17 protein-coding genes and 5 tRNA genes are annotated in these 21,523 nt (G+C 63.7%); 12 read left to right on the top strand and 10 right to left on the bottom strand.

The window, feature by feature from the left end; translation table 11 throughout:
* The first annotated feature begins 100 nt into the window (after positions 1-100).
* The gene (locus HG262_RS04655; protein ID WP_169269944.1) at positions 101-1,303 is read left to right on the top strand and encodes a hypothetical protein; all 1,203 of its coding nucleotides are present in this window, start codon (positions 101-103) and stop codon (positions 1,301-1,303) included.
* Between the two features lie 684 nt (positions 1,304-1,987).
* Here HG262_RS04655 and HG262_RS04650 read toward each other — a convergent pair.
* The 3 genes from HG262_RS04650 to egtD all read right to left on the bottom strand — a co-directional run bounded on the left by HG262_RS04650 (position 1,988) and on the right by egtD (position 4,544).
* A tRNA-Met gene (locus tag HG262_RS04650) sits at positions 1,988-2,064 on the bottom strand.
* Positions 2,065-2,214: 150 nt separating this feature from the next.
* Positions 2,215-3,531 (bottom strand): ergothioneine biosynthesis protein EgtB, encoded by a 1,317-nt coding sequence (gene egtB / locus HG262_RS04645; protein ID WP_169269943.1) that lies wholly within the window; start codon positions 3,529-3,531, stop codon positions 2,215-2,217.
* 35 nt (positions 3,532-3,566) lie between these two features.
* The gene (gene egtD, locus HG262_RS04640; protein ID WP_169269942.1) at positions 3,567-4,544 is read right to left on the bottom strand and encodes an L-histidine N(alpha)-methyltransferase; all 978 of its coding nucleotides are present in this window, start codon (positions 4,542-4,544) and stop codon (positions 3,567-3,569) included.
* A gap of 334 nt (positions 4,545-4,878) precedes the next feature.
* On the opposite strand from egtD, the gene HG262_RS04635 reads away from it, so the two are divergent.
* Positions 4,879-5,211: a DUF883 family protein gene (locus HG262_RS04635; protein ID WP_169269941.1), complete on the top strand. Its 333-nt coding sequence runs from the start codon at positions 4,879-4,881 to the stop codon at positions 5,209-5,211.
* 138 nt (positions 5,212-5,349) lie between these two features.
* On the top strand, positions 5,350-6,750 hold the full coding sequence (locus HG262_RS04630; RefSeq protein ID WP_248293248.1) for a phospholipase D-like domain-containing protein: 1,401 nt from the start codon (positions 5,350-5,352) through the stop codon (positions 6,748-6,750).
* A 26-nt stretch (positions 6,751-6,776) separates the two neighbouring features.
* Here the strand turns inward: HG262_RS04630 and HG262_RS04625 are convergent, their stop codons facing one another.
* From HG262_RS04625 to HG262_RS04610, 4 genes are all read right to left on the bottom strand, one after another.
* Positions 6,777-8,417: an FMN-binding glutamate synthase family protein gene (locus HG262_RS04625; RefSeq protein ID WP_169269940.1), complete on the bottom strand. Its 1,641-nt coding sequence runs from the start codon at positions 8,415-8,417 to the stop codon at positions 6,777-6,779.
* Between the two features lie 115 nt (positions 8,418-8,532).
* The gene (locus HG262_RS04620) at positions 8,533-9,756 is read right to left on the bottom strand and encodes a YeeE/YedE family protein (protein ID WP_169269939.1); all 1,224 of its coding nucleotides are present in this window, start codon (positions 9,754-9,756) and stop codon (positions 8,533-8,535) included.
* A 214-nt stretch (positions 9,757-9,970) separates the two neighbouring features.
* Positions 9,971-10,915 carry an AEC family transporter gene (locus HG262_RS04615; RefSeq protein ID WP_169269938.1) on the bottom strand — a complete coding sequence of 315 codons (945 nt, stop codon included), beginning with the start codon at positions 10,913-10,915 and terminating at the stop codon, positions 9,971-9,973.
* Positions 10,916-10,954: 39 nt separating this feature from the next.
* Positions 10,955-11,851 (bottom strand): DMT family transporter, encoded by an 897-nt coding sequence (locus tag HG262_RS04610; protein ID WP_169269937.1) that lies wholly within the window; start codon positions 11,849-11,851, stop codon positions 10,955-10,957.
* Between the two features lie 118 nt (positions 11,852-11,969).
* Between HG262_RS04610 and HG262_RS04605 the strand changes: the two genes are divergently transcribed.
* Positions 11,970-12,413 carry a GNAT family N-acetyltransferase gene (locus tag HG262_RS04605; RefSeq protein WP_105558482.1) on the top strand — a complete coding sequence of 148 codons (444 nt, stop codon included), beginning with the start codon at positions 11,970-11,972 and terminating at the stop codon, positions 12,411-12,413.
* A gap of 120 nt (positions 12,414-12,533) precedes the next feature.
* On the opposite strand, the gene HG262_RS04600 is transcribed toward HG262_RS04605, so the two are convergent.
* Positions 12,534-12,618 (bottom strand) — tRNA-Leu (locus HG262_RS04600).
* A gap of 160 nt (positions 12,619-12,778) precedes the next feature.
* Between HG262_RS04600 and HG262_RS04595 the strand changes: the two genes are divergently transcribed.
* The gene (locus tag HG262_RS04595; RefSeq protein WP_169269936.1) at positions 12,779-13,390 is read left to right on the top strand and encodes a DTW domain-containing protein; all 612 of its coding nucleotides are present in this window, start codon (positions 12,779-12,781) and stop codon (positions 13,388-13,390) included.
* Positions 13,391-13,566: 176 nt separating this feature from the next.
* On the opposite strand, the gene HG262_RS04590 is transcribed toward HG262_RS04595, so the two are convergent.
* Positions 13,567-13,651, bottom strand: a tRNA-Leu gene (locus HG262_RS04590).
* 91 nt (positions 13,652-13,742) lie between these two features.
* Positions 13,743-13,827: transfer RNA gene (locus HG262_RS04585), tRNA-Leu, on the bottom strand.
* Positions 13,828-14,036: 209 nt separating this feature from the next.
* On the opposite strand from HG262_RS04585, the gene rnr reads away from it, so the two are divergent.
* From rnr to HG262_RS04550, 7 genes are all read left to right on the top strand, one after another.
* Positions 14,037-16,502: a ribonuclease R gene (gene rnr / locus HG262_RS04580; RefSeq protein ID WP_211186962.1), complete on the top strand. Its 2,466-nt coding sequence runs from the start codon at positions 14,037-14,039 to the stop codon at positions 16,500-16,502.
* A 153-nt stretch (positions 16,503-16,655) separates the two neighbouring features.
* Entirely contained in the window at positions 16,656-17,393 is a 738-nt protein-coding gene (rlmB, locus tag HG262_RS04575) for a 23S rRNA (guanosine(2251)-2'-O)-methyltransferase RlmB (protein ID WP_169269934.1), read from the top strand.
* Positions 17,394-17,445: 52 nt separating this feature from the next.
* The gene (locus tag HG262_RS04570; protein WP_169269933.1) at positions 17,446-18,690 is read left to right on the top strand and encodes a cystathionine gamma-synthase family protein; all 1,245 of its coding nucleotides are present in this window, start codon (positions 17,446-17,448) and stop codon (positions 18,688-18,690) included.
* A 58-nt stretch (positions 18,691-18,748) separates the two neighbouring features.
* Positions 18,749-19,429 (top strand): Fe2+-dependent dioxygenase, encoded by a 681-nt coding sequence (locus HG262_RS04565; RefSeq protein ID WP_169269932.1) that lies wholly within the window; start codon positions 18,749-18,751, stop codon positions 19,427-19,429.
* A 359-nt stretch (positions 19,430-19,788) separates the two neighbouring features.
* A complete protein-coding gene (locus tag HG262_RS04560) occupies positions 19,789-20,061 on the top strand; it encodes an HU family DNA-binding protein (RefSeq protein WP_003812968.1) in 273 nt (90 codons plus the stop codon).
* Positions 20,062-20,228: 167 nt separating this feature from the next.
* Positions 20,229-20,304, top strand: a tRNA-Val gene (locus HG262_RS04555).
* A 336-nt stretch (positions 20,305-20,640) separates the two neighbouring features.
* Positions 20,641-21,444 (top strand): energy transducer TonB, encoded by an 804-nt coding sequence (locus tag HG262_RS04550; protein WP_169269931.1) that lies wholly within the window; start codon positions 20,641-20,643, stop codon positions 21,442-21,444.
* The last annotated feature ends 79 nt before the right edge of the window (positions 21,445-21,523 follow it).

Here is a 21,523-nt window from a genome sequence, read left to right as displayed (position 1 = left end):
AATAACAGATCTTGATTTTAAGCTGGGGGCTGTTTTGCCGCATTTACGTCGATGTGCCAGTAAAATGGTGGTTACTTCGAATAACTAAAAGCGAGAGAACATGTCCGGAGTAGTTCCTGAGTCTGATGCCGCAGCGCAAGTGCCTGTGGATCATCCGTTGAAGCCGGAGGGTAAGCCAGCCGAGAATCGTCCGCAGCAACCGGCAGGCCGGAAGTCTTGGCTGGATACTGCCTGGGGAAGATTGGTTAGATGGTTTTTAACCTACGGTCTGCCGATGTACTTAATTGTCTTGGCACTTATCTACATGGGCGTGCACGGACTGTTCGGCGAGAAGCCTTCCAGTTCTGTGGGTTCCGCGTCGAGAGCCGAATCTTCTGTGGGCTACACCGGCCAGTACTTCCTGTTTCGTAGGGAAGGGTATGACCAACAGGTTCCGCCTATGACGGCACCTCAGTCTCTCCCCACGCAGGCGCCAATGGCAGACACAACTGCAATTGCGATTGCTAAGTTTGCAGTAGATAGCACGAAAGACAGGATAGACGCCCTCCGAGAGTCCTATGAAAAGTTGTTCGGCGTCATTGCAACGTTGGGCGCACTGCTCGCATTTCTTGGTTTCAAAGGCGTAGAGTCCTTCATGACAGCCCGCGCTAAGGCGCAGGAGACAGTGGAGAAAGCGTCAGCTGCAGTCGCTAGCGCCCAGGATGCCAAGATTCAGGCGGAAACTGCGATCGAACGCTTACGGGTGTTTCTTGAAGAGGACTATCCGCGGGACAATCGATCCGAAGTCAATGTCGTGCATGGTATTGTCATGCGGGAAATCGCGGAGATCTACGGAAAGTTGTCTGAGGCGCAAGGCAATGACAAGCAATGCCCTGAGTACATTGATGCGTTGGAGCAAAGCCTACGCTACCTGCAGAAAGTGCCGTATGGGGCAGATGGAATCGATCCAAAGATTGCGTGCCGTGCTTTGGTGTCGATTGGGAATGTGAAACGCCGGCTGGGCGATATCCGAGGGGCTTTAGAAGCTTGTCAAATGGTATTGGACAAGTATGGCAAAGATGATGATTCAGCGCACTATAACCTCGCGTGCTACAGCTGTTTGCTTGCAGCGGAGGCCACGAAGAATCATCGCCACTCGACCGCCATGGGGCACGGTTCAACTGCCATTGCAGGGCTAAAGAGGTCCATCGAGTTGGATCCGCGTTGTCGAGAGGCTGCGCGCAACGATCCCGACTTCGCTTGGTTCCGAGAGCGCGGCGATCCCGCATTCCTCCAACTACTGCAGGTGGGAAGTGTGGCCTGATCTAAGGTCCAAAAAAGCAAAAGGCCTACCAAAGTGGTAGGCCTTTCTGCCTTGCTCACTAACTTATGCGTTAGGCGCTGGGTCGGATATCCATTGCGATCAATTGAGTCTTGGTCATATTCATCTCCAGGGGTAATGAGGCGATAAGTAGTAGCAGGGGTAGACCTACAATTCCACGCTGTATCGCAGCTTCAATTGACTCACCTTCCGTTTTGAGGTATGCCAACTTTCAGCGATAAGTTCGGCAAGGTTGCTGAACAAACCGAAGATTATACGCACAAAATTTCGGCAAAGTCAAGGCGCTGGTCTACGAAGCGTGTTCACGTAATCTACTAGCCGAAGTTCAAATAGGCAATCACTTTTTTCTCGCTTGCTAATAGCCCAAAGTTCCGTATCCTTTTCGCAAAAATTTGCAGGGAAATTTTGGCGTAATGGTTACGTCACAAATTGGACGTTTGCTCGCAGCGAAAGTTCCTAAAATTTAGCGGCCCCTGGAGCGGAGGGGCGAAGTGACGTCCGGCGGGGGGGCATTGGGCACATAAAAAAAGCCCCTCCGCGCTTGGACTCGGTGTCTCGTAGACTTGGGTGGGCGGAAACGTGTCCGGGCATGCGGATTGCGGAGCAGCCTACAATTTGCGGAGCAAAGCAAAGGGCCCGCAATTGCTCGCGGGCCCTTTAGATTCTTGGTGGCGCATCCCTGATTCGAACAGGGGACCTGCGGATTATGATTCCGTCGCTCTAACCGGCTGAGCTAATGCGCCAACTTGTCTTGCGTTTTGTCTTGCGTTTTTCCTGATTTTTCTCCGCCGTTCAGTGCGTGTTTTGTAGCGCTGAGCAACGAAGAAAGAAATTCTAGCACGAAACTTTTTTGCCATGCAAGCGGCGGGAAGGCAAAAATTTAAAGGGGGGTATCACGCATCCCGGGCAAGCCGGATGCCCGAGAATTGCCAACGGGCTTCGGGCGGGAAAAAATTGCGATAGCTGGCGCGCACGTGGTCGCGCGGCGTGGCGCAGGAGCCGCCGCGCAGCACATATTGATTGCACATGAACTTGCCGTTGTACTCGCCGACCGCGCCGGCGTCCGGCTTGAAGCCAGGGTAGGCGTCGTAGGCGCTTGCGGTCCATTCCCAGGCGTCGCCGAACAGCTGCACCGGGCCGCCCGAGCCGTTGCGGGCGGGTGCGGGGCGCGGGTCCAGGTGGCCGTTTTCCAGCATGTTCGCGCGGCCCGGAAAGGCCGGGTCGGCCAGTTGGCGGGCAGCGTGTTCCCACTCGGCTTCGCGCGGCAGGCGCACGCGGGCCCAGCGGGCATACGCGTCGGCTTCGAAGTAGCTGACGTGGGTGACGGGCGCCTGCAATTCCAGTTCCTGCATGCCGCGCAGCGTGAACACGCGCCAGTCGTCGCGCTGGCCCTCCCAGTACAGCGGGGCGCGCCAGCCTTCCGCGCAGACGCGATCCCAACCGGCCGACAGCCAGAGTTCGGGCCGCTTGTAGCCGCCGTCGCGGATGAACGCCAGGAACTCGTGCTGCGTGACCAGACGGTCTGCCAAGTGGAACGGCGCCAGCAGCACCTCGTGGGCCGGACTCTCGTTGTCGAAGCCGAAACCGCGCCCATCGTGGCCGATGCGAGTGATGCCACCGCCGTAGCGGGTCCAGCCAGCCGGTGTTCCGGGAGGCAGCGCCGGAGAGCCGCCGGCCACGTAGGCGGGCTTCAGCGGATTGGCTGACAACATGTGCTTCACGTCGGTCAGGATCAGTTCCTGGTGTTGCTGCTCGTGGTTCAGGCCCAGCTCCAGCAGGGCGTCGAAGTCTTCGTCGTTGCCGCCCAGGCGCGAGATCAGGTCATGCATGGCGCTGTCCACGTGCTGTCGATAGTGCAGCACGTCGGCAAGCGACGGGCGCGACAGCAGGCCGCGTTGCGGGCGCGGATGCTTGGCGCCGATCGCGTTGTAATAGGAATTGAACAGCACCCGGTATTGCGGATGGAACGTCGTGTAGGGGGGATGGAATTGCGTCAGCAGAAAAGTCTCGAAGAACCAGGTGGTATGCGCAAGATGCCATTTGACGGGGCTGCAATCGGGCATCGATTGCACCTGGCAATCCTCGGGGCTGAGCGGCGCCGCCAGCGCCGTGCTGGTGGTTCGCACGGCGTCATAGCGGTCGTGCTGGCCGGCCTGTCCGCTGGCATACGGTCCGGTGGCGGGGTGAGTCAGCAGGCAGGCAGGTTCCATGGCGATCCTCCAGTGGCGTTGATGGGTTGCCCGCGTCAGGCGCGGGCGCTGAAAACCGAAAACCAGCCGCGCGAATCCGACCAGTGCGCCACGTCGCGAAAGCCGGCGCTTTGCAGCAGATCGGAAAAGGCCTGGGGGGTGAACTTGTAGGAATTCTCGGTATGGATGCGTTCGCCGGCGCTGAAACTGCGTTCGCCGCCAGGCCAGGCGACGCGCAGCGCGCGTTGCGCTTCCAGGTGCATTTCGATGCGGGAGCTGGCGGTGTTGAACAGCGCCACGTGGCGCCAGTCTTCCACGTTGAAATCGGTATCCAGTACCTGGTTCACGTGGCGCAGCAAGTTCAGGTTGAAGGCGGCGGTCAGGTGCAGCGCGTCGTCGTACGCGGGTTCCAGGACCTGCCTGGGTTTCACGCGGTCCACGCCCACCAGCAGGCCGCCGCCATGGCATTGGGCGCGGATGCGCTGCAGCATGGCGTGCGCCTCGTCCGGGCTCAGGTTGCCGATGCTGGAGCCCGGGTAGAAGAACAGCCGCTGTTCGGTGGGAATGCCCGTGGGCAAGTCCAGCGCTTGAGAGAAGTCTTGACCGACCGCGGTCACGTGCAGGTCGGGATAGGACAATTGCAAGCGCCGCACGGCCGCCTGGAGGTAGTCGGCGGAGATATCGATCGGGACATAGTGCCGAGGCCGTAGGCTGGCGAAGAGCCGCTCGGCTTTGACGCAATCGCCCGCACCCAGATCGATCATGGATTGCACGGGGCCGATGTGCCTCGCGATGTCTTGCCCATAGCGTTGGAAAATCTCGGCTTCGCAGCGCGTGGGGTAGTACTCGGGAAGTTGGGTGATGGCGGTGAAAAGCGATGAGCCCAGCGCGTCGTACAGGAACTTGGGGTCGATGTGCGCCGGATGGTCCAGCAGGCCGTCGCGCAGCTCGGCCTGTTCGGCGCTGAGGGCCGGGGAGGGGGGCGCTTGATACTCCTGCGCGGCGTGGGCAAGCACTGCTGAAGGGGACACCATGCGTTCACTTCCTTTTTTGAGGCGATTGAAGCGCATTGCAAAGGGCTATTGTTGCGGTGGGTAGGGTTCTGCTGTCAAGCGCTAAGCCGCTGAATGCAATGGACTTTTACGAAATCGGGTCGGCCGCGGGGCAATGGGGGCGGCGGTTCCCGGCAAACGCCCAGCAAGTTTCGGTCCGCTGAAATATCGGATTACGGCTGGTTGCGAAAGCTCGGGCGGCGCCGGCGAATGATCGGCACAATGGGGGCATGGTCGACCGCGTGGCGCTGCAGAGGCGCAACCGCGTCAGGACACCGGCACGCCGGCAGGCCCAATACCTTTACAAGGAGCGACTATGAATCGAAAGCACCAACGCGCCGAGATGGCTTTGCACCGCGACCGGGTCAACGACAGCTTCCACGAGCTGCTTGCCGGAACGGAAGACCTCCTGCGTTCGACGGCTTCCTATACCGGCTCCGAAATCGAATCGGCCCGCGCCCGCCTGAAGCAGCAATTGGCAGAAGCCCGCGGTCATGCGGGCGATTGGGAGGGCGCCGCGCGTGAACGTGCCCGCCGCGCCACGGCCTATGCCGACGAATATGTGCACGAAAACGCCTGGAAGTCCGTTGGGGTGGCCGCTTTGGTCGGCGCGCTGCTGGGCTGCCTGGTAGCGGGCGGCAGGCGTTAAGCCGACTTCGCCATGAGGCCGCCAGCGCTGCCTCCGCCGCCGGCCGTGTGCCGGCGCGGGGGGCGCTCGGGCAGGGCGTCATGGCTGCCCGGCGCGTGCCGCCGGGTGGAAACCTTATTGCTGGCTTGCGTCGTCGCCATGCTGGCCGCATGCGCCAGCGTACCCGATGCGCAGGAGCGGCAGGCGCGCAAGGCGCAAGCGGGCTTGTCTGCGGATGCGGCCCGCGACAGCTATCGCCGCGGACAAGGCATCGCGGCCGATCCCAAGACCCCTAAAGACGACTTCCTGGCGCGCCATCTGGCCGTCGAACAAGCTGTCAGCGGCGCGCCGCTGGTGGCCGGCAACCGCGTCCGGTTGCTGGCCGACGGCCCCAGCACGTACCAGGCCATGCTGCAGTCCATCGGGCAAGCGCGCCGGTACGTGCACATGGAAACCTATATTTTTGACGATGACGCCGAAGGGGCGCGGTTTGCCGAAGCCCTGATCGCGGCGCGCAACCGCGGCGCCGACGTGGCATTGATGGTGGACGCGGTGGGCACGATCAAGACCCCGGATGCGCTATTCCAGCGCCTGCGGGACGCGGGTGTGCAGGTCGCGGTGTTCAATCCCGTCAATCCGGCCAGCGCGCGGGCAGGGTGGTCGCCGAACCAGCGCAACCACCGCAAAGTGCTGGTGGTGGACGGCAAGGTCGGCTATCTGGGCGGCATCAATGTCAGCAGCGTGTACGAGTCTTCGCCCGGGGCCGGGTCCGGATCCGGGGCGGGCGCGGGGGCAAGGTCAGGGTCGGGCCCCACAGGGGGGGAAGGCGCGGGGAAGGCCGACGGCGAAACGCCGGGCGACGCGAAGGCGGCGCCGTGGCGCGATACCCACCTGCGCATCGAAGGCCCGGCGGTGGCGCAGTTGGAACAGGTCATCCAGGCCGGCTGGGCGTCGCAGGCCGACGAGCCGCTGGCCGGCGGCGGCGAGCATGTCGCGCCGCCTGCGGGCGCCACCCGCGTGCGCATCCTGGCCAATCAGCCCGACCGCAGCGACGGCTATACGGTTTACCTGACGCTGATGTCCGCGTTTGAAAGCGCGCAGAAATCCATCCACATCACGATGGCGTACTTCGTGCCCGATCCGGCTTTCATCGACGTGCTGTCCGATGCCGCCCGCCGCGGCGTGGATGTGGTGCTGGTGTTGCCGGGCTTTAGCGATTCGTCGTTGGTGTTCAATGCGGGGCGATCCCACTACACGGACTTGCTGCGTGCCGGCGTGAAGCTCTACGAGCGGCGCGATGCGCTGCTGCACGCCAAGACGGCGGTCGTCGACGGAGTATGGTCCACCGTGGGTTCCAGCAATATGGACTGGCGCAGTTTTGCGCTGAACTACGAAATCAACGCGGTGGTGCTGGGACCGGAATTCGCGAGTGAAATGGAGGCGCTGTTTCAGCGCGATGTCGCCGACTCGGTGCCGATCACGCCGGAAGACTGGCGCAACCGTGGCGCCGACGACCGTTTCATGGAGTTCTTTTCGCGGATGTTCGAACGCTGGCTGTAGCGTCCGCGCATCCGCGTGGGGCCGGGCTAGACGTGTTGTTCGGCCAGCGCCGTGGTGATGTCGCGCGTGGGTTGGAACGACTGTGCCTGCGCCATCGCCCAGCCCACCCGGAACACCTGGTGGCGGAATTCGCCGCGCAGCAGTTCACCGGGCGCCAATTCGGGGAACAGCGCCGACAGCAGCCGGATTTCACTGGAAGAGATGCGGCGCGCGATATGGTGCGGGCGCAGCTGGTTGGGGTGCGTCAGGCCTGCGGCGGCCAGCAGTTCGGCCAACGCGTGCAGTGTGTTGCTGTGGAAATACGCTACGCGCTGCGCCTTGTCGGGCACGACCAGCGCGCGTTGGCGCATGGGGTCCTGCGTGGTGACGCCGGTGGGGCATTTGCCTGTATGGCACGCTTGCGCCTGGATGCAGCCGATGGCGAACATGAAGCCGCGCGCGGCGTTGCACCAGTCGGCGCCCATGGCCATGACGCGCGCCATGTCGAATGCGGTGATGATCTTGCCTGACGCACCCAGCTTGATGCGGTCGCGCAGGTTCACGCCGATCAGCGTGTTGTGCACCAGGCGCAGCGCTTCGCGCAACGGGGTGCCGACGTGGTCGACGAACTCCACGGGGGCTGCGCCGGTGCCGCCTTCGGCGCCGTCCACCACGATGAAGTCCGGGGTGATGCCGGTTTCCAGCATGGCCTTGACGATGGCGAACCACTCCCATGGGTGGCCGACGCAGAACTTGAAGCCCACCGGCTTGCCGCCGGACAGCTCACGCAAGCGCGCCACGAATTTCATCAGCCCGATGGGCGTGTCGAAGGCCGAATGGCTGGCCGGCGAATTGCAGTCCTGCCAGGCGGCCACGCCGCGGGCTTCCGCGATCTCGGGCGTGACCTTGCCCGCGGGCAGGATGCCGCCGTGCCCCGGCTTGGCGCCTTGGGACAGCTTGATCTCGATCATCTTGACCTGCGGCGTACAGGCGTTCTTGACGAAGGCTTCCTCCGAGAACGCGCCATGCTCGTCACGGCATCCGAAGTAGCCCGAACCAATGTTCCACACCAGGCTGCCGCCCGGTTGGCGATGGTAGCGGCTGATACCGCCTTCGCCCGTGTCGTGTGCGAAGTCACCCTGGCGAGCGCCTTCGTTCAACGCCAGGATGGCGTTGGCCGACAGGGCGCCGAAGCTCATGGCCGACACGTTGAACGCCGACATGGAGTACGGCTGCTTGCAGTCGGGGCCGCCCACGGTGACGCGGAAATCCGTGTCGTTGATGTGCGAGGGCGACATGGAATGGTTGATCCATTCGTAGCGGTCGCCGTAAACGTCTTCCTGCGTGCCGAAGGGGCGCTTGTCGATCTCGCGCTTGGCGCGCTGGTACACGATGGAGCGCTGCGCGCGGGAGAACGGCGCGGCCTGGGTGTCGTCTTCCAGGAAGTACTGGCGGATCTCGGGGCGGATGAATTCGAACAGGAAGCGCAGGTTGCCGATCACGGGGTAATTGCGCCGGATGGCGTGGCGGGTCTGGATCAGGTCATAGACGCCCAGGGCGCCCAGCAGCGCAAGCGGGATGGCGGCGCCCAGCCACCAGGGCGAACTCGCGAACGCCAGCACGGCGGTGACCGCCGCGCCCGCCAGGGTCAGAATAAAGGCCGTGTAACGGCCGGCAATCCAGCTCATAGTCCTCTCCGTATTGCGGAATGGAGCAACCATACACCAGCTGAACCGCCGGAAAAAAAGAAAGCCCCCTAAATTCGGGGGGCGTTCCTGGAACACTGTTTTCCGGTAATGGATGTCAGCAACTGGAGGGCGGCGGGGTCTTTTCCACCGCCAGGCCGAAGGCGGGGCGCAGGCGCACGCCCAACGCGCTGCCCGCAAACGCGGCCGGCAGCCATACCCACGCGTGCAGGCTGCCCGACAGGATGCCGCTGAAGTAGGCGCCGATGTTGCAGCCGAAGGCCAGGCGTGCGCCATAGCCCAGCAGCAGGCCGCCGATGACCGCGCCGGCCAGCGAACGCGCCGGCACCTTCCAGATGGGGGCGAACTTGCCAGCGGCGCTGGCGGCGGCAAGCGCGCCCAGCATCAGGCCGATGTCCATGATCGTCGTGACGTCCTGGCGCAGGGGCGCGGCCAGCGCCGGCTGCTTGCTCCAATAGGTCCAGGTCGCCACGTCGCCGGCGACCGCGTTCCAGGCCTTGGCGCCCCACAGCGCGAAGGCCGAGGTGATGCCCCACGGGCGGCCGGCCAGCGCCAGCGTCGCGAAGTTCAACACCACCAGCGCCACGCCGCCCCAGATCAGCGGCCACGGGCCTTGCAGCAGCGAGACCGGCCGGGCAGTGCGCGACGCGAACGAGATCACGTGGCCGTGGCGGCGGCGCTCAAGCGCGGTGGCGCCCCAGGCAATCAGCGCGAACACGGCCAGGTTGGCGATCAGTGCGGGCGCGAGGCCCCAGGTCTTGATCAGCGAGGTCGGCGCCAACGCGGGCAGGGTGGACCACCAGCCGAAATGGGCGGTGGCGATGACCGATCCAATGATGAAGAACAGCAGGGTGACCAGCATGCGGGTGTTGCCGCCGCCCACCGCGAACAGCGTGCCCGACGCGCAGCCGCCGCCCAGTTGCATGCCGATGCCGAACAGGAACGCGCCCAGCACGACTGACACGCCCGGAGGCGAAACCAGTCCGGTCACGGGTTGGCCGAAGAGCGAACCCGAGGCCAGGAAGGGGAAGAACAGCAGCACGCCGACACCCAGCATCAACATCTGCGCACGCAGGCCCGCGCCGCGGCGGTCGGACACGAAGACGCGCCAAGCTTGCGTGAAGCCGAAGGAGGCGTGATACAGCGTGACGCCCAGCAGCGCGCCGACCACCCACAACGCCCCCTGGCGCCAGCTGACGGTCTGGTTCAAATACAGGGCTCCGGCCAGGAGCAACAGCAGCGCGATCCAGAGCGGCGCGCGGTTGATCTGGATGGGCGGCAGGGCCGAGGGCAAGGGCAGGGTAGAGGCGTTGGAGCTCATGGGGGTCCCGGTGGGATCTGGATCGTCAATGCAAACGGGCGCATAAAGGGCGCCCGTCGGAATATTGAAAGTGTAAGGCCAGGCCTTAACTCCTTCAAACTATTGATTCATGCTTCATTAATAACTTTGGGTTATATAAAGTGATGCCGCCTGCGGTCTCGCCATTGGGCCTGCCCGGGCACGATGAAACGCCGGCGCCAAGCGACAAGAACGGTCAAGAAATGGGGTGGGCGTTGATCCAGGCGACCAACAGACTGACGGTCAGCACCGATGCCACGGTTGAGACGAGGATGGCGCGCGACGTCACGCGGGCGTCGCGGCCATACATTTTCGCCAGCATGAAGGGGCCGGTGCCGATTGGCAGCGCGCTCATCAGCACGGCAGTCCAGGCCCACAGCGGGGGCATGGAAAAAACATAAAAGGCCAGCACCGCCGTGACGGCCGGCTGCAGCAGCAGCTTGCCCGTCACCAGGCGCAGCACGCCAGGGCCCGCGGTCGACGTTTCGGTCTGCGCCAGGAACAGGCCGATCGTGACCAGCGCGCAGGGGCTGGCCGATGCGCCCAGCAACGCGACGTAGCGGTCCACGCCTTCCGGCAGCGCCACGCCGGTCGACGCCCACGCCAGGCCCAGCACCGGGGCGGCCAGCAAGGGGTTGCGCATCAGCGCGCGACCGACCTTAAGCAGGGTAGCCGCCACATTGGGCGTTTGCTGGCGGTCGAATTCGATCATCGCGATGGCGAAGCCGAACAGGACGCTGGCGGTCAGCAGCGTGGTGAAGGCGGCGGGCGCCAGGCTTTCGGCGCCGAACAGCGCCAGGCAGAGGGGGATGCCCATATACCCGGCATTGGCGTAGGACGCGGCCAGGCCTTCAATGCTGCGGTCGGTCAGCGCGCGCCGGCCGCCGCGCCCGGGCAGGAACGACACCAGGAACGTGACGGCGATCCCGCCTGCGAACGCGCCGACAAAGCCCCAGTGCGCCATGTGCGCCAGGTCCACCTGCGTCATGGCGCGGAACAGCAAGGCGGGCAAGGACAGGTAGACCACGTAGCGGTTCAACGCATCGGTGGCCCCGGGGCCCAGCAGGTTGCGGCGGGCGGCCAGCCAGCCGGTCAGGATCAGCGCAAAGACCGGCAGGGCGGCGGTAACGACGGCATTCATGGGCGACGGTGCGGGCAGGCCAGAGGCGCAAGAAGGCGCCTATTCTACTTGCGGCGCCCGCGCACTGCGGGTGACAAGCAGAATGCCGATGGCGGCCAGTGCCATGCCGGGCCAGGCCAGCAGCGGGATGGGCTCGCCCAACGCCATCAGGGCGAAGACAGCGGTGCAGGGCGGCACCAGGAAGAACAGCGCCGATACCCGCGAAGCTTCGCCATGCCGGATCATGGTCAGCAGTAGGGTGATGGCGACCAGCGAATTTCCCACGACCAGATAGGCCAGCGACGCCAGCAGCGGGCCGGTCCATTCGATGCGCATGGGTTCCAGCCAGAAGGCCAGCGGCGCCGATACGGCCAGCCCGACCGCGTATTGCACCAGATTGGACGTGACGGGGTGCGTCTGCGCGCCATAGCGCTTTTCATAGAGAGTGCCGCCGGTGATGCAAAGCAGCGCCGCCACGGCGAACAGCAGTCCTAGTGGCGCCAGCACGTCGATGGATGCCTTGGCAACGATGACGAGCGCGGCGCCCGCCACCCCCAGGCCCAGGCCGGCCCAGCGCCGGGCATCGACGCGTTCGTGCGCGATCAGCGGTGCCAGCAGTCCGATCAGGATCGGCTGCAGCGAGGCGATCAGCGCCATCCCGCCCGCCGACATGCCCAGTTTCAACGAGAGATAGGTGAAACAGAAGTAGCCGGCCTGCAACAGCAGTCCGACCATCGCCAGGTGGCCCCATGCGCTGGCGCCGCGAGGCAGGGGCGGGCGCAGGATCAACATGAAGGGCAGCACGATGAGGACGACGCAGGCGTACCGGACGGCCAGGAAGGTCATCGGATCCGCGTAGGCCAGCCCGATCTTGAGCACGACGAATCCGCTGGACCACAACAAGAGGAAAAGCGCGGGTGCTGCTTTCAGCCAAGCCGGTGGGGCGGAGGGCGTCATGTCGTGCCTAGGCAACGTGGGCAAGCCGCGATCGTACCCCTTTTCGTCCGGTCGTCATCCCTGAGAGAATGCGGCGTAGGATATTTGTTATTGATGCGCTGCACGCGAGGGAATGGAGATGTCGACCAACAAGCAATCAACGGTGCGTATCGCTTTGGGTACGTGGGATCGGCTGCGCGAAGACGCGTATTCGGTCCGCTACGAGGTATTCGTCGTCGAACAGCGAGTCCCGCCCGAGATAGAGCTGGACGACGACGACGCCGTATCAGTGCATGCCGTGGCTTACGGGCCGGACGGCACGCCGATGGGCACGGGCCGCCTGCTGCCCGATGGCCACATCGGCCGCATGGCCGTGCATAAGAAGGCGCGCGGCATGGGCGTCGGCGGTCAGTTGCTGGACGCCCTGATCGGGCAGGGCCATGGCGACGGCCACCGCATGCTGGTGCTGCACGCGCAGACCCACGCTGCCGGATTCTACGAGGCGCACGGCTTTACCGTGGAAGGCGAGGAATTCGTCGAAGCGGGGATTCCGCATGTGGTGATGACGCGCGTACTGAAGTAGAGAAGCAGGGGAGAGCGCCGGGCCCGGCGCAGCGGAAGCCGGAAAAGAAAAAACCCCGGTCGTTTTCACGAACGGGGTTTTTCTTGGCGCATCACGACAGGTACCTCGTGATGTAATAATTGGTGCCCAGGAGAGGACTCGAACCTCCACACCTTGCGGCACACGGACCTGAACCGTGCGCGTCTACCAATTCCGCCACCTGGGCGCTGGTGCTTCACTTGTTGCGTCGCTTTCGCTTCGTTTCTTGTTCAGCAGCAGAGGAACGGGATTATGCATACTTTTTTTGCGGCGTGCAAGTAATGGCGGCTATTTTTCATTTTTTTCGCTTTTTTTAAAGCGGGCCAGTTTCGCTATAGTGTCGCCCCATGTCCCGTTCCCTTTGCACGCGTTGCCTGCGTCCTGAATCGCACTGCCTGTGCGCGCTGATTCCTTCCCTGTCATGCCGCACCCGCGTCGTGGTCCTGCAGCATCCCAGTGAATCGCGCCATGCGCTGAACACGGCCAGGCTGGCCGTGCTGGGGCTGGCTGGCGCTAGGCGCGTGGTGGGCGAACGTTTTTCGCCCGCCGATTGGGTTGAGCCCGGCTACGCGCCGCGCCTGCTATTTCCGGGGCCCGCAGCCGAGATCCTGGGGCCGGGGTATGGCCAGGATCTGGCCGAGCCGATCCTGTTGATCGTGCCGGACGGGACATGGGGGCATGCGCGCAAGCTGTTGCATATCAATCCTGAGCTCGCGGCGCTGCCGCGCGTCATGCTGCCCGAGGGGCTGACGACGCGTTACCGCGTGCGCCATGCGGACATCCCGGGCGCCTTGTCCACGATCGAGGCGGTGACGCACGCTTTAAATGCGATCGAGGCGCCGATGCGCACCGACGCCTTGCTGCGGCCTTTCGAGGCCCTGATCGACGGGCAGATCGAAGGCATGGGCGAAGACCTTTATGCGCGCCATCATTTGCAGCGCAAAGTGCCTTGGCGTTGAAGCCGTCGGAAGGGCGGGCAAAACCGCCATTAATAATAATATCGGTGCGCACGAATACCCGGGCGCATAAGGCATGCGCGAGGCGCACAAAGCAAAAACCCCGAACATCTTTCGATTTTCGGGGCTTTCAGCTTTGCTATCAAACCAGCCTGATGCTGATCCAACTTATATGCGGGTGGTGCCCAGGAGAGGACTCGAACCTCCACACCTTGCGGCACACGGACCTGAACCGTGCGCGTCTACCAATTCCGCCACCTGGGCACTGGGAAGTACTTTCGCACTTCTCTTCTTTCACTAACTTTACTGCCTTGCTTATCAGGCCAGCCCGAAAGCTGATCCGATTTGAATTCCGTGGTGCCCAGGAGAGGACTCGAACCTCCACACCTTGCGGCACACGGACCTGAACCGTGCGCGTCTACCAATTCCGCCACCTGGGCACTGAAAGATACTGTCAGAACTATGTGATACGCTGCCGCTCTAGTTGCTTTGTTTTTATTAAGGCCTGTACGTTGTTTCCAGCGTACTGACTTAACTAAAACATGCGTCCCGAGCGCAGTTGGTCTTACAATGTTCTGACCATTTCTGCTTCAGTGTTCAGCCTTGGGCGAACCACAGAAGCTGCGCATTATATACGGAAATTTCAGCTTTGGCAAAACGATCGAATAACGAATCGAAAAACAACAGATCAACACCCTTGCCCGAAGCGCCGCCGGACTTCGATCCCGATGTCCCGTCCCGTGAAGCCATTTTGACCGCGCTCCGAGCTGCGGGTTCGCCGTTGTCTCCGGTGGAATTGGCAGAACGCATGGGCGTCGAGCGTGCCGCGACGATGGTCGGGTTCGAGCGCCGTCTGGGCGCCATGGAACGCGACGGGCAATTGATGCCCAATCGCAAGGGCGTGTTGCTGCTCGCCACCAAATTGGACTTCGTCGCCGGCAAGGTGCTGGGTCACCGCGACGGTTTCGGCTTCCTGCTGCGTGACGACGGCGGCCCCGACCTGTTCCTGTCGCCGCGCGAAATGCTCAAGGTGCTGCATGGCGACCGCGTGCTGGTCAAGCCGTCGGGCGAATACCGCGGCAAGCCGGAAGGCACCATCGTCGAGGTCATCGAGCGCCGCACCAATAAGCTGGTGGGCCGTTTCCTGCACGAGCATGGCCTGTCCATCGTCGTGCCCGAAGACCAGCGCATCAAGCACGACATCCTGATTCCGCCCAGCGACACCAACGGCGCCCAGCACGGGCAGGTGGTCGCGGTCGAGATCATGGAGCAGCCGACCCGTCATACGCAGCCGCTGGGCCGCGTGGCCGAGGTGCTGGGCGAAATCGACGACCCCGGCATGGAAATCGAGATCGCGGTGCGCAAGTTCGACGTGCCCGTCGAATTCTCGGAAGCCGCCCGCAAGCAGGCCGCGCGCCTGCCGGACGTGGTGCGCAAGAGCGACCTGAAAGACCGCGTGGACTTGCGCGACGTGCCGTTGATCACGATCGACGGCGAAGATGCGCGCGACTTCGACGACGCCGTCTATTGCGAACCCGTCGAACTGGGCACGGGCCAGCGCAAGCGCCCGGGCTGGCGCCTGTTGGTGGCCATCGCCGACGTCAGCCACTATGTGCGCCCGGGCGACGCGCTGGACGACGACGCGATCGAGCGGGGCACCAGCGTGTACTTCCCGCGTCGCGTCATTCCGATGCTGCCCGAGACGCTGTCCAACGGCTTGTGTTCGCTGAACCCCGACGTGGACCGCCTGGTGCTGGTCTGCGACATGGTAATTCCCGCTACCGGCGCCAAGGCCGGTACCGTCACGGCCTACCAGTTCTACAACGCGGTGATGCACTCGCATGCCCGCACCACCTATACGAACATCTGGGCGGCGTTGCAGCAGCCCGGCGGCCCGGCCGCCGCGGCGATGCGCGCCGTCATGCCGCAGGTCCAGCATCTGTACGAGCTGTTCCAACTGCTGGTGCAGGGCCGCAAGAAGCGTGGCGCCATCGATTTCGACACGGTCGAGACCAAGATCGTCTGCAACGAACTGGGCCGCATCGAACAGATCGTGCCGTCGGTGCGTAACGACGCCCACAAGCTGATCGAAGAATGCATGCTGGCCGCGAACACGTGCGCGGCCGACTTCATGACGCGCAGCAAGCATCCTGGCCTGTACCGCATCCACGAAGGCCCCACGCCGGAGCGCCTGCAGTCGCTGCGCGAATTCCTGCGAACGATGGGCCTGTCGATGGGTGGCGGCGAAACGCCCACCGCCAAGGATTACGGCGATTTCCTGGATACCGTGCGCGGCCGTCCCGACTACCAGCTGCTGCAGACCATGTGCCTGCGTTCCATGCAGCAGGCCGTCTACAGCCCCGACAACATGGGCCACTTCGGCCTGTCGTACCCCGGCTACAGCCACTTCACGTCGCCCATCCGCCGCTATCCCGACTTGTTGACGCACCGGGTGATCAAGGCCTTGCTGGCCGGGCAGCGCTATGTGCCCAGCCTGGACGACCATGCGGTGGTCATCGGCCGCACGCAGAAAGAGCACGAGCAGGCCATCTGGGAAAAGATGGGCCTGGTGCTGTCGGCCAGCGAGCGTCGCGCCGACGAAGCGTCGCGCGATGTCGAGGCCTGGCTCAAGTGCTGGTTCGTCAAGGAGCGCGTGGGCGAGGACTTCAGCGGCACCGTCACCGGCGTGGCCAGCTTCGGCATCTTCGTCACGCTGGATACGCTGCACGTCGAAGGGCTGGTGCACGTCTCCGAGCTGGGCGGCGAGTACTTCCAGTTCAACGACGCCCTGCACGAATTGCGCGGAGAGCGCACGGGCATGCGGTATCGCCTGACCGACAAGGTGCAGGTGCAGGTGGCGCGCGTTGACCTCGAAGCGCGCCGCATCGAATTCCGCCTGGTGCAGGGCACCAGTTTCGACGCGCTGCGCAAGGCGGCGGCCCGCGGGCCGGAAGAGCCGATGCGCCGCGTGAAGAAGGCGGCGGCGCCCAAGCCCGCCGCGCTGAAGGGACAGACCGCCAAGGAGCGGCGCGCCGACGCCAAGAAGGCGGGCAAGCCGCCCAGGGCGGCCAAACGCGCCGCGCCGGCCAAGAAGGCGACGCACAAGCGGCACTGACCCCGCTAATGGACCCCTTTATGGTCGGCATGTCTCAGGGCGTCGCGGCCATGGGGCGGGGCCATAAGGGGTAACATTGCGCTGATGGCCGGCTTGGTCCGGTGGCCCGCCCCCTTTGGGGCGGGTATTCGTTTATCTAAAGGTATTGCATTTATGGCGTCGACCCAAGTTCTGGCCGGGTTTCACGCGGTTGTCGCGCGGCTGCGCCACGCGCCCGAGTCGATCAAGGAAATCTATGTAGAGGCGTCGCGCCGCGACAAGCGGATGCAGACGTTCATCGAGCAGGCCGAGAAGGCGGGTTGCCGCCTGCATCCGGTTCCGACGGAGCGCCTGGACGGCCTGTCGCGCGGCACCCGCCATCAAGGCGTCGTAGCCCTGGCCGACGAGCGCCAGTTGGCGGTGGATGTGGACGAGGTGCTCGACGTGATCGAGGGGCCGCCGCTGCTGCTGATCCTGGACGGCGTGACCGATCCCCACAATCTGGGCGCCTGCTTGCGCACGGCGGACGCCGCCGGCGTGCATGCGGTGATCGCGCCGCGCGACCGCGCCGTTGGCTTGAACGCCACGGTGCAGCGCGTGGCTTGCGGCGCGGCCGATACCGTGCCGTACCTGATGGTCACCAATCTGGCGCGCACGATGCGCGGCCTGAAGGACCGCGGTGTCTGGCTGGTCGGCACTGACGACCAGGCGACCGACAGCATGCACAAGATCGATGCGCGCCAGCCGATGGCGTGGGTCATGGGCGCGGAAGGCGAGGGCATGCGCCGCCTTACGCGTGAGACCTGCGACCAACTGGTCAATATCCCCATGCTGGGTTCGGTGGAAAGCCTGAACGTCAGCGTGGCCAGCGCGGTCTGTTTGTACGAGACCGTGCGCCAGCGCCAATCCTGATCCCGCCCGACCCGACCTATCCGTAGCTCTTCCCTTTACGCGTCAGCCCACCATGCACCAGAACGGCTTTACCACCACGATCCTCCATTCCGACCGCCAACAATCCGTCGAGCACGGAGCGGTGCACAAGCCGATGCATCCGTCGTCGGAATTCGCCTACGACGATGCCCGCGAGCTGGCCGCGGTGTTCCAGGGCAAGGCAGGCTTTACGTACGCCCGCCAGGGCACGCCTACGACCACCGCGCTGGAGGCGAAGGTCAACCATATGGAAGGCGGCAAAGGCACGGTCAGCTTCGCCACGGGAATGGCGGCGCTGTCGGCCATCTTCACGACGCTGCTGCGTCGGGGCGACCATCTGGTGTCCAGCCAGTTCGTGTTCGGCAATACGAACAGCCTGCTGGGCACGTTGCTTGAGCTGGGCGTGGAGATCACCTTCGTGGACGCCACGGATGCGGCGCAGGTGCGCGCCGCCATCCAGCCCAATACGCGCATGGTCTTTACCGAGACGATCGCCAACCCGGGTACGCAGGTTGCCGACCTGGCCGTGATCGGCGAGATCTGCCGCGAGAAGAACCTGGTCTATGTCGTGGACAACACCCTGACCTCGCCGTGGATGTTCCGTCCTTCGGGCGTGGGCGCATCGCTGGTGATGAATTCCCTGTCCAAGTACATCGGCGGCCATGGCAATGCGCTGGGTGGCGCGGTGACCGATACCGGGCTGTACGACTGGTCCGGCTACGGCAACATCTATGAGGCCTACCGCAAGGGCCCGTCCACGGGCTGGGGGCTGACCCAGATCAAGAAGAAGGGCTTGCGCGACATGGGCGGCACGTTGGCCGCCGAACCCGCGCACCGCATCGCCGTGGGGGCCGAGACGCTGGCCCTGCGCATGGCCAAGCACTGCGCCAACGCGCTGGCGCTGGCCCGCTTCCTGGAGTCGCATCCTGGCGTGGCCAAGGTGCACTATCCGGGCCTGGCTGGCCATCCGCAGCATGCGCGCGCGGCGGCGCTGTTCGGCGCGCGCTTCGGCGGGTTGCTCGGCGTCGAGCTGGCTGACGGCGTGGATTGCTTCGATTTCCTGAATCGCCTGCGGATCGTGCTGATGGCCACCCACCTGGGCGACACACGCAGCCTGGCACTGCCCGCGGCGCACACCATCTATTACGAAATGGGTGCCGAGCGCCGCAAGCAGATGGGCATTGCGGACAGCCTCATCCGGGTGTCGGTGGGCATCGAAGACGAGGCCGATCTGCTGTTTGATTTCGATCAGGCGCTGACCGGTTGCCTGAAGGGATAATCCGGCAAGCGCAAGCCGGGCGCGCGGATGCGCGGGCTTTGCCCTCGGGACGACTCACATGCTTATACAGATCGCAGAAGTTTTCACGCCGGACGAAGCCGCGGACATCCGCCGCAGGCTGGACGCCGCCGACTGGGTAGACGGCAAGGTCACAGCCGGCTACCAATCGGCCGAGGTCAAGCGCAACCGCCAACTGTCCGAGCAGCATCCGTTGGCGCAAGAGCTCGGCAACCTGATCCTGCAGCGCCTGGCCGCGAACAACCTGTTCATGTCGGCCGCATTGCCGCGCAAGATCTTCCCGCCGCTTTTTAATCGCTACGAGGGGGGCGAGGCCTTCGGCTATCACGTGGACAATGCGGTGCGCGGCATTGCCGGCACCGCCGAACGCGTGCGCACGGACCTGTCCGCCACGTTGTTCTTCTCCGAACCCGATACGTATGACGGCGGCGAGCTCGTCATTGACGACACCTACGGGCCGCGTGCGGTCAAGCTGCCGGCAGGGCATATGGTGCTGTACCCCGGCACGAGCCTGCATAAGGTGAATCCCGTCACGCGCGGGGCGCGCGTGAGTTCGTTCTTCTGGATGCAGAGCCTGGTGCGCGAAGACAGCCAGCGCGCGTTGCTGCTGGACATGGACGTGGCCATACAGCGCTTGAATCAGGATGCCGCGGGGCATCCTTCCATCGTGCAGTTGACGGGCATTTATCACAATTTGCTTCGTCGTTGGGTCGATGTTTGATTCAAGCTTGAAGTGATGTCAGGACGGTGTCGCGCAAACACCAAAATGCGCGTTTTTGTATATTGCGAAATCAGCTAAAAGCTAGTATTGGCGCGGGTTGTGGTGAGGTTTTCGCTTGACAGCCGCGCCACGCCAAGGCCTAATACATGTCTGCGTCGCTGACGGTTTGAAGGCATCAAAGCCATCAAATCCTAAGCGGCGCAGCAGTTTAAAAGTTGTGCTTTGCAGCGCAAGAAAAAAGTTTATCCACTGTCTGTTCGTCGTTTGTCGGGCCATGCGTTGGTTAGTGGCGTCCCATCATGACAGCCATGAACCGCACGGCCTCGCCAGACTCAATACCTTGTGAGGGGTACACCTGAATGAACAAAACCGAACTCATCGATCACATCGCCAGCAAGGCCGATATCTCCAAGGCTGCCGCCGGTCGTTCGCTCGACGCCTTGATCGGTGCCGTCAAGACCACCCTGAAGAAGGGCGGTACGGTCACGCTGGTTGGCTTTGGCACGTTTGCCGTGTCGGCTCGCGCTGCTCGCACTGGCCGCAACCCGCGTACCGGCGAAACCATCAAGATCAAGAAGGCCAAAGTGCCGAAGTTCCGTCCGGGCAAGGCCCTGAAGGACGCCGTCAACTAAAGACGGCATGGCGATCGCCGGGCCCGGCCCCAGGCGATTTGCCGACAATTACGCGGTCCGGTATACTCCGGCCCGCGTATTGCTTTTGAGTACCCCGAGTTGGCAGTTGCTTCGCATGAATCGTCACATTGACGGTTATTGTGATGCCGCAGCAAGCAGTCAGGATCGGGTGCTTAGCTCAGTTGGTAGAGCGGCGCCCTTACAAGGCGTAGGTCACAGGTTCGACCCCTGTAGCACCCACCAGAAGCCCACGCAGGCGGTTCGGATCCCACGGGGTTCGCTCCACGCCGCACACAAAACCCGCACACGTCGCCGTGGCGGGTTTTTTGTTTTTCCGGCGCGGCTGCTGCGGCCGCCGGCCTTCCTGCCTCGTGCGGCAGGGGCGGCTTTTTCGTAAACGTTTTATGCAGCTGGAGTGGATGCGCGTCAAGGGTGCTACGCTAGCCCAGACGAAATAGAACGTGCGAATCATTCGCATTTGAGATACTATATTCGGCTTGTACCGGCCAGTCGGCGTCACCTTTTCGTGCGCGTCATTTCCCTGGCTGGCCGGATAAGTCAATGCACCCTGGCTGATTCATGCCTAGTTTTCAACGCGGTTGGAATTCATCTTCGCCGTCTTCATTTGGTATACGTGCAGGCGCTGGCCTGGCGGTTGTCGCGCTTCATGCGGCAGTAATCGGTGCCATTTTCATGGCTCCTGCGACTCGACCTGAACTTGAGGAACCCGAGGCCGTCATGGTCAGTCTGGTGGATGCGCCCGTTCCGGAGATCGCCAAGGCCGAACCCACGCCGGAAGTGCCGCAGCCGGTGGTTGAACCGCCGCCCGAGCCGCAACCCGAGGTGGAGCCGGAACCCGAGCCTGAACCCGAGTTGAAGCCCGAGCCCGAACCGGAACCCGAACCGGTGGTCGAGAAGCCTCCGGTGCCGGCGCCCAAGCCCAAACCCAAACCGAAACCGAAACCCAAGCCCCAGCCGAAGCAGGAAGTCAAACCCGAGCCCAAGCCGGAAACGCCGCCTCCGCAGACGCCGCCCGCCGGCGCGACGGATGGCGCCCAGGCCTCGCAGAGCCCGCAGCAAGGGCCTCCGCCGGACCAGCCGGTCCTGGTGTCGAGCATTGAGTTCCAGGGCGCGCGCCCCATGCCTGTCTACCCGCGGATGTCGCGCAGCATGCGGGAAGAGGGGCGGGTGCTGGTGCTGGTGGAAATCAATACGCAGGGCCTGGTGGACCGCGCTTCGATCGACACGTCGTCGGGTTTTCCGAGACTGGACGAATCGGCGCTGACCGCCGCCCGCAAGGCCAAGTTCAAGCCCTATACCCGTAACGGCGTGGCCTATCCCGCCAAAGCCAAAATTCCGTTCGATTTCGTAATGAGGAACTGAGATGTCCAACGCACTGCATAGCGCCACCCTGGTGGCGCAGGCGACCACCAGCCCGGCAGCGCCGGCTAGATCGGAAGAG

The sequence above is a fragment of the Achromobacter sp. Bel genome, from assembly GCF_012928505.1.
Classification (GTDB): Bacteria; Pseudomonadota; Gammaproteobacteria; order Burkholderiales; family Burkholderiaceae_B; genus Achromobacter.
The sequence above is the reverse complement of the archived record's forward strand: the minus strand, read 5'-3'. Positions and strand labels throughout refer to the sequence as shown.

Bases quoted from the DNA above. Each gene is read 5' to 3' on its own strand.
- HG262_RS04655 (WP_169269944.1), top strand. From the start codon at position 101: ATGTCCGGAGTAGTTCCTGAGTCTGATGCCGCAGCGCAAGTGCCTGTG.
- egtB (WP_169269943.1), bottom strand. From the start codon at position 3,531: ATGGAACCTGCCTGCCTGCTGACTCACCCCGCCACCGGACCGTATGCC.
- egtD (WP_169269942.1), bottom strand. From the start codon at position 4,544: ATGGTGTCCCCTTCAGCAGTGCTTGCCCACGCCGCGCAGGAGTATCAA.
- HG262_RS04635 (WP_169269941.1), top strand. From the start codon at position 4,879: ATGAATCGAAAGCACCAACGCGCCGAGATGGCTTTGCACCGCGACCGG.
- HG262_RS04630 (WP_248293248.1), top strand. From the start codon at position 5,350: ATGCTGGCCGCATGCGCCAGCGTACCCGATGCGCAGGAGCGGCAGGCG.
- HG262_RS04625 (WP_169269940.1), bottom strand. From the start codon at position 8,417: ATGAGCTGGATTGCCGGCCGTTACACGGCCTTTATTCTGACCCTGGCG.
- HG262_RS04620 (WP_169269939.1), bottom strand. From the start codon at position 9,756: ATGAGCTCCAACGCCTCTACCCTGCCCTTGCCCTCGGCCCTGCCGCCC.
- HG262_RS04615 (WP_169269938.1), bottom strand. From the start codon at position 10,915: ATGAATGCCGTCGTTACCGCCGCCCTGCCGGTCTTTGCGCTGATCCTG.
- HG262_RS04610 (WP_169269937.1), bottom strand. From the start codon at position 11,851: ATGACGCCCTCCGCCCCACCGGCTTGGCTGAAAGCAGCACCCGCGCTT.
- HG262_RS04605 (WP_105558482.1), top strand. From the start codon at position 11,970: ATGTCGACCAACAAGCAATCAACGGTGCGTATCGCTTTGGGTACGTGG.
- HG262_RS04595 (WP_169269936.1), top strand. From the start codon at position 12,779: ATGTCCCGTTCCCTTTGCACGCGTTGCCTGCGTCCTGAATCGCACTGC.
- rlmB (WP_169269934.1), top strand. From the start codon at position 16,656: ATGGCGTCGACCCAAGTTCTGGCCGGGTTTCACGCGGTTGTCGCGCGG.
- HG262_RS04570 (WP_169269933.1), top strand. From the start codon at position 17,446: ATGCACCAGAACGGCTTTACCACCACGATCCTCCATTCCGACCGCCAA.
- HG262_RS04565 (WP_169269932.1), top strand. From the start codon at position 18,749: ATGCTTATACAGATCGCAGAAGTTTTCACGCCGGACGAAGCCGCGGAC.
- HG262_RS04560 (WP_003812968.1), top strand. From the start codon at position 19,789: ATGAACAAAACCGAACTCATCGATCACATCGCCAGCAAGGCCGATATC.
- HG262_RS04550 (WP_169269931.1), top strand. From the start codon at position 20,641: ATGCCTAGTTTTCAACGCGGTTGGAATTCATCTTCGCCGTCTTCATTT.